6 protein-coding genes are annotated in these 5495 nt (G+C 62.5%); 3 read left to right on the top strand and 3 right to left on the bottom strand.

The features are described from left to right. The first annotated feature begins 251 nt into the window (after positions 1 to 251). The gene (locus tag JQ635_RS38785) at positions 252 to 1394 is read left to right on the top strand and encodes an MBL fold metallo-hydrolase (RefSeq protein ID WP_211415025.1); all 1143 of its coding nucleotides are present in this window, start codon (positions 252 to 254) and stop codon (positions 1392 to 1394) included. 247 nt (positions 1395 to 1641) lie between these two features. Here the strand turns inward: JQ635_RS38785 and JQ635_RS38790 are convergent, their stop codons facing one another. After that, positions 1642 to 2586 carry an AEC family transporter gene (locus JQ635_RS38790; protein WP_211415021.1) on the bottom strand — a complete coding sequence of 315 codons (945 nt, stop codon included), beginning with the start codon at positions 2584 to 2586 and terminating at the stop codon, positions 1642 to 1644. Positions 2587 to 3142: 556 nt separating this feature from the next. Between JQ635_RS38790 and JQ635_RS38795 the strand changes: the two genes are divergently transcribed. Then, a complete protein-coding gene (locus tag JQ635_RS38795; protein WP_211415022.1) occupies positions 3143 to 3520 on the top strand; it encodes a hypothetical protein in 378 nt (125 codons plus the stop codon). Between the two features lie 456 nt (positions 3521 to 3976). Next, positions 3977 to 4654 carry a ParA family protein gene (locus tag JQ635_RS38800; protein WP_194482852.1) on the top strand — a complete coding sequence of 226 codons (678 nt, stop codon included), beginning with the start codon at positions 3977 to 3979 and terminating at the stop codon, positions 4652 to 4654. Positions 4655 to 4730: 76 nt separating this feature from the next. Here JQ635_RS38800 and JQ635_RS38805 read toward each other — a convergent pair whose 3' ends face one another. Then, positions 4731 to 4877 carry a hypothetical protein gene (locus tag JQ635_RS38805; protein WP_211415023.1) on the bottom strand — a complete coding sequence of 49 codons (147 nt, stop codon included), beginning with the start codon at positions 4875 to 4877 and terminating at the stop codon, positions 4731 to 4733. A gap of 150 nt (positions 4878 to 5027) precedes the next feature. Then, complete coding sequence (locus JQ635_RS38810) at positions 5028 to 5174, bottom strand: hypothetical protein (protein ID WP_211415024.1); 147 nt, start codon at positions 5172 to 5174, stop codon at positions 5028 to 5030. Positions 5175 to 5495 lie beyond the last annotated feature (321 nt).

Below are 5495 nucleotides of genomic sequence, written 5' to 3' on the forward strand. Positions count from 1 at the left end.
GCGATCGCGGCCTGAGCCCCACGCATTTGGCTCTCAGAGACGATCTCCTCCAAGACGTTTTTACACGACCAAGACCCGAACCGGACCAATATGATTAGCCACGCTATCCCGCACGGGATAGGATGCGTCTAATCCCCGGTGTGCGGGCTGCCAGACCCTGGTGTGTTCGGCATCCCAGCGCCTCCGCCCTGGAGTGCATTTCCGCGTGATGCCTTGCGGCAGCAAAGGCCACGGAAAGGGAGGATTTGATCATGTTCATTTGCCAATGCAACGCAATACATCGACGCGATGTGGTATGCGGCGGCGGTGCTGCCTTGTTTAGCGCCGTCGTGGCGGCGCTGATCGGTAGCGGGAAGCCGGTACGCGCAGAAGCGGTCGCCGGTAAGGTTCCGGAGATCGATCGTGTAGCAGTGCGCGTGCTCGTCGACAGCTACCAATTCGCTGTCGCGCCGAGCCGGAAGGTTTCCGATGTTGAGATTGAACACTTCGGCTGGGGCATCGGCGCCGGCAAGCCGCCGGGTAAGACGTTGATCAGTGAGTTCGGACTGTCGATGCACGTCGAGTCGCGGCGCGGCGACGAAACACGACATGTCCTGGTCGATTTCGGCTTCACACCGGACGCGCTGGTCAACAACGCCAATCTCGTAGGCATCGATCCGGCCGCGCTTGATGCTCTTGTCTTGAGCCACGGTCACTACGATCATTTTGGCGGTCTCGCCGGCTTCCTTAAACAAAACAGCGGCAAGCTCAAAGCCAAGCTGCCGATTTACATCGGCGGCGAGGACGCATTCTGCTCCCGCGAATGGACGGCTCCGCCGGTGCGCGGCGACTTCGGAGCCTTGGATCGCAAGGCACTGGAAGGTGCCAATGTTGCGGTGACCTATGCAGAAGGGCCGGCACTGGTCGCCGATCACGGCTTCACCACGGGGCACATCGGCCAAACGAGCTTTGAGAAGCTGCTGTCGCCCAGCGCGATGAAGATCGGCGTGGACCACGGCATTGGATGCTATGCGGATAAGCTTCCGGAGGACGAACGGACGAAGGCTGTCGTCCCGGACCAGTTCCGGCACGAGATCGCCACCGCATTCAATCTAAAAGGCCGCGGGTTGATCGTGTTGACGTCTTGCAGCCATCGCGGGGTCATCAACGCAATCAAACAAGCCCAAGCGGCTTCAGGTATCAGCAAGGTTCATGCGGTGATCGGCGGGTTCCACCTCGCGCCCTACAAGGAGGACTATGTGCGCGACACGATCACAGCACTGAAGGGTATCGACATCGACTACGTCATTCCACTGCACTGTAGTGGTGAGCCGTTCTACGAACTGGCAAAGGCAGAGATGCCGAACAAGCTCCTGCGCTCCTACACGGGTACACGCTTCATCTTCGCTGCCTGAGCAAAGGGACACACGCAATCCTGGCGCTCACCGCGGCGAACGGGGTGCAATTGCCGGCCGCAGCGGATGCTGGAGAGTCTAAATCGCATCGCCGTGCCGAACCAGTCGTGCGATGCCGATGAAGCTGGTTGTCGTGCTAAGAATGTCCGGATTTGGCCCATCGCGTCGATATCGGGGGCTGCTTTTGTGCCTTCGATTGGTGGTGCCGAAGACCGTAAGCCGAACAGTTGAGTTTCTGTCGGCGCGTCTACCTTACCCCCGCCACGATCATCACCACCACCGGCAACGTCGCCGCCGATAGCAGCGTGCCCAGCGCCACCGCGCCCGACACCGGGTTCACCAGCCGCTGATACTGGACCGCGAAGATGTAGGCGTTGGCGCCAGTCGGCATCGCTGCGAACAGCACGATCACGCCGGCAGCATTCGGCGGCAGGCCCAGCAGCTTCGCCAGCACGAACGCGGCCGCCGGCATCGCCATCAGCTTGAGCGCGCACAGCACGAGGATGCTGAGCTTCTCGCCCTTCACCTCGAAGCGGAACAAATTGATGCCGAGCGCGATCAATGCGGCCGGCGAGCCCGCCTGCGCCAGCAGCTCGATCGTCCGGTCGACGACGGGATTGAGACCGAGGCCGGTGAAGCGCCAGACCACGCCGAAACCGATACCCAGCATCAAGGGGTTGCGTGAGAGATCGGCGAGCACCGGCCAGATGATCGACAAAGGCGAGCCGGTCCGCTTGCGGCTGACGAGCTCCATCTGCAGGATGCCGCAGAGCCAGAGCAGCGGCGTGTTCACCGACAGGATCAGCGCCATGGGTCCAGCGCCCTCGCTGCCGAGCGCCGAGAGCACCAGCGGAATGCCGAGCATCACGATGTTGCCGTAGACCGAGCCGATCGCGAACACGACGCCGTCCTCGCGGTCCTCGCGCCGCGCGCGCAACAGGGCCGAGAGCATCAGCGCCGCAATCCAGGTGAGTGCGAGCGCGCCGTAATAGCTGCCCCACATGCGCCAGGGGCTGACATCGGGGAATTCCGACACGACGATGGTGCGGAACAGCAGGGTAGGGATCGCGATGCTGAAGGCGAATTCGGAGATGCCCTTGTGCGCGGTATCGGAGACGAAGCGAAACAGCACCGCGGCATAGCCCGCCGCGATCAGGGCGAACACCGGTGCGACGATCAAGATGGTGGCCATGCGCGCCCCTCAACCTCACGGGGATCGGCCGACCACCCCACGCAATTTTCGATGCTGCCATTATGCCCCTGTTTTGCCCGACGAGTCAAAGCGGCTTCGTAAAATCCGTAAATGGATCAAGGCCCGGCTACTGTGCATGGGGTTGTTTTCGCAGTTTTTGTTTTGAGGAGGCCGGAAACCGATCTCGCCAGTTCTGCCAGGGGGTTAGCTGTGCAGGTGACGCCACGGGCAGGTGCGCTCCCTCTCCCGCTTGCGGGGGAGGGTTGGGGTGGGGGTGTTTCCGCGTCGGGATTGTCAGGGATTGCGGAGGACGTCCCTGGGTGGCGAGAGCCCTCACCCGCCGCGCTCGGGACGATGCTTCGCATCGCCCGGGGCGCGTCGGCCTCTCCCGCAAGCGGGAGAGGCGGAGCAAGCCCGCAGCGCCGTCGGTTCGCCCCAATCACGTCCCCGCCCTGTTGCCGAGACCGCACACGTCCGAGCTTTCGCCTTGGCCCTCGGTTGCCAACGAACCGCGGTTCACCCACACTCCGCCTCGATCAGACATTTGGGGGGATCGATGCCGGCGCTTCACTCTGGGAAATCCGTTCTTGCTGCCATCGCCGGGGTCGCCCTGGCCGTGCTGGTCCAGCCGGGTGCAGGCTTTGCCTACACGCCGGAGCAGCAGCAGGCCTGCACGCCGGATGCGATGCGGCTGTGCGGCGAGTTCGTTCCGAACGTCGATGCCATCACCGCATGCATGATCCAGAAGAAGGCGCAGCTGTCGCCGCAGTGCAAGGTGTTCTTCCGCCAAGGCCCCGAGCCCGGCGAGGCCCGCGCCGGCCGGCCGACCAACATCGCGCCCAAGGCTGCGTCCAAGAGTGCATCGACCGCGAAGAAGAGCGCCAAGCCGGCGGCGAAGGCGAGCAACAAGAAGAAGAAAACCGACGAGGGCTGAACGCGCCGCACGCGTTCGGTCTTTGAAACCTGCTGATGCCCGGGCGCCTCGTCATGATCGATGCCCCGGGCATTTGCATGTCCGGCGATGTCCTTCGATCCTCGAACCAGATGATTGCGGCGTCAGCCTTGCGACAGCGCCGGACTCGTTTTGTTCGCGGCTGTCGCGCGCAGACCTGCGGCGATTACCGGCACATGCGATGGAAAAGAGTCGCGAAACGGTTTGCGCGGCAAGGTTGCATTCCGTTTTGCCGCCGCGCTGCTCAAAAAACGCACATATGCTCGCTTCAAGCGCGATTCATTGCGGTTTGTGTCGCGTCGCGTGCAGCAGTGTGACTCAAAAGCCAACACGCCTTGTTATTTCGTGGCGGCGACGCAACTCCCGGTAAATTTTTCTTTCACGAATCAGCGCGGTGATTCATTTTCGCGGCCTGGGGTCAATCTGGAGGCCAAGGGTATGAACGTTATTGTTTTTGCATCGCGTAAAGGCGGCTCGGGCAAGAGTACCCTGGCTGCACATCTCGCCGCGCAGATCAAGGCGAGCAAGCAGGTGATGCTCGTGGACGCGGATCCACAGGGCTCGCTGACGCTGTGGCACAAGCTGCGCGGCACCAACGAGCCGCCGATCAAGGCCGCCGTGAACTCGGTCAGCGGCATCGTCTCCGCTGCCAAGCGCGACGGTTATGAATGGGTGTTGATCGACACGCCGCCGAACCTCTCGGCCGTCGTCGACGACGCCATCAAGAATGCCACCATGGTGGTCATCCCCGCCCGTCCCGGCGTGTTCGACGTCAACGCGGTGCAGGAAACCATCCAGATGTGCCGCGCGGCGCGCAAGCCCTACGCGGTCGTGCTCAACGGTGCTCCGGCCAAGCGCGACGAAGCCGAGAGCCCGATCGTCACCATCGCCCGCGAGGCGCTGGCGAAATTCCGCGCTCCGGTGTGGGGCGGTCAGATCACCAATCGTTCGGATTTGTTGATGGCACTCAGCCACGGCGAAGGCGCGCGCGAGTATCAGGCCGAGAGCCGTGCGGCTCAGGAAATTGCAAGGCTGTGGGCGGCGATCGAGCGTTCGGTCAAGGCCATTCGCGGCACGGCGTCGGCATCCGGCGCAATGCACAGGCAGGCGGCGTAATTTTTCACAAATCATTCCCCGGACGGAAAACGCGCGGGAAGGTCCGCGCGTTTTGCGTTTCTGGGTGATGATGAAGTTACGCCACCATCAGCATGTAGAACACGATGACCGGCGACAGGGTCAGGATCACCGACCAGATGCCGACGGCCCAGAGAATGTCCTCGGTGGTGAAGCTTTCTTCGGTGGACAGGTGCTGCTGTCCGGCGCCGAAATGCGACGCCATTTCATTATGACTATTCACAAAACGCCCCTGCGATTTCTTCGCTTATGGGCGTCACGCTACGCGGGATGTTTTAAAATTCCGGCTTGCAGGCCCGCTTGCATTTTGAGCGCATTTGCTACGGCCGTTTAACCATCCGCGCGCCTCGCCGCCTCAGGCGAGCCAGACCCGAAACAGCAGCACCGGCATCAGGCCGAGCACCACCGCCCAGAACCCGAACGACGAGACGACGAGAATTCCCCGCAAAAGATCGGCGGGCGCGAATTGCTGCGCGGCCGTAGGCCGGGTGCGATACCCCATGGTCATTCCCCCTTCGGTAGACTTTGGGAAGAACGATAGGCGCGGTCTCGTAAACGAGACGTGGACGCACCATGCGGCAGCTGCGAAGGCCGTTGGGGAGCGGTTAACCACACGGGCGCCTTACCCTCTCCCCTTGTGGGAGAGGGTGGCTCGCCGCAACGCGGCGAGACGGGTGAGGGGTCTCTCTCCTCACGAACAGTTTCGCGAGCGGATAGAACCCCTCATCCGGCGCTTCGCGCCACCTTCTCCCACAGGGGGAGAGGGTAAGAGAGGTCCTGACCGGCTACATGGGTAACAGTCTAGACCGGCGACATGGGTAAC

The sequence above is a fragment of the Bradyrhizobium iriomotense genome (assembly GCF_018130765.1).
Taxonomy (GTDB): domain Bacteria; phylum Pseudomonadota; class Alphaproteobacteria; order Rhizobiales; family Xanthobacteraceae; genus Bradyrhizobium; species Bradyrhizobium iriomotense_A.

What these genes read in the sequence shown, in the direction of transcription:
- JQ635_RS38790 (WP_211415021.1), bottom strand. Translation starts at nt 2,586, where the DNA reads ATGGCCACCATCTTGATCGTCGCACCGGTGTTCGCCCTGATCGCGGCG.
- JQ635_RS38795 (WP_211415022.1), top strand. Translation starts at nt 3,143, where the DNA reads ATGCCGGCGCTTCACTCTGGGAAATCCGTTCTTGCTGCCATCGCCGGG.
- JQ635_RS38785 (WP_211415025.1), top strand. Translation starts at nt 252, where the DNA reads ATGTTCATTTGCCAATGCAACGCAATACATCGACGCGATGTGGTATGC.
- JQ635_RS38800 (WP_194482852.1), top strand. Translation starts at nt 3,977, where the DNA reads ATGAACGTTATTGTTTTTGCATCGCGTAAAGGCGGCTCGGGCAAGAGT.
- JQ635_RS38805 (WP_211415023.1), bottom strand. Translation starts at nt 4,877, where the DNA reads ATGGCGTCGCATTTCGGCGCCGGACAGCAGCACCTGTCCACCGAAGAA.
- JQ635_RS38810 (WP_211415024.1), bottom strand. Translation starts at nt 5,174, where the DNA reads ATGGGGTATCGCACCCGGCCTACGGCCGCGCAGCAATTCGCGCCCGCC.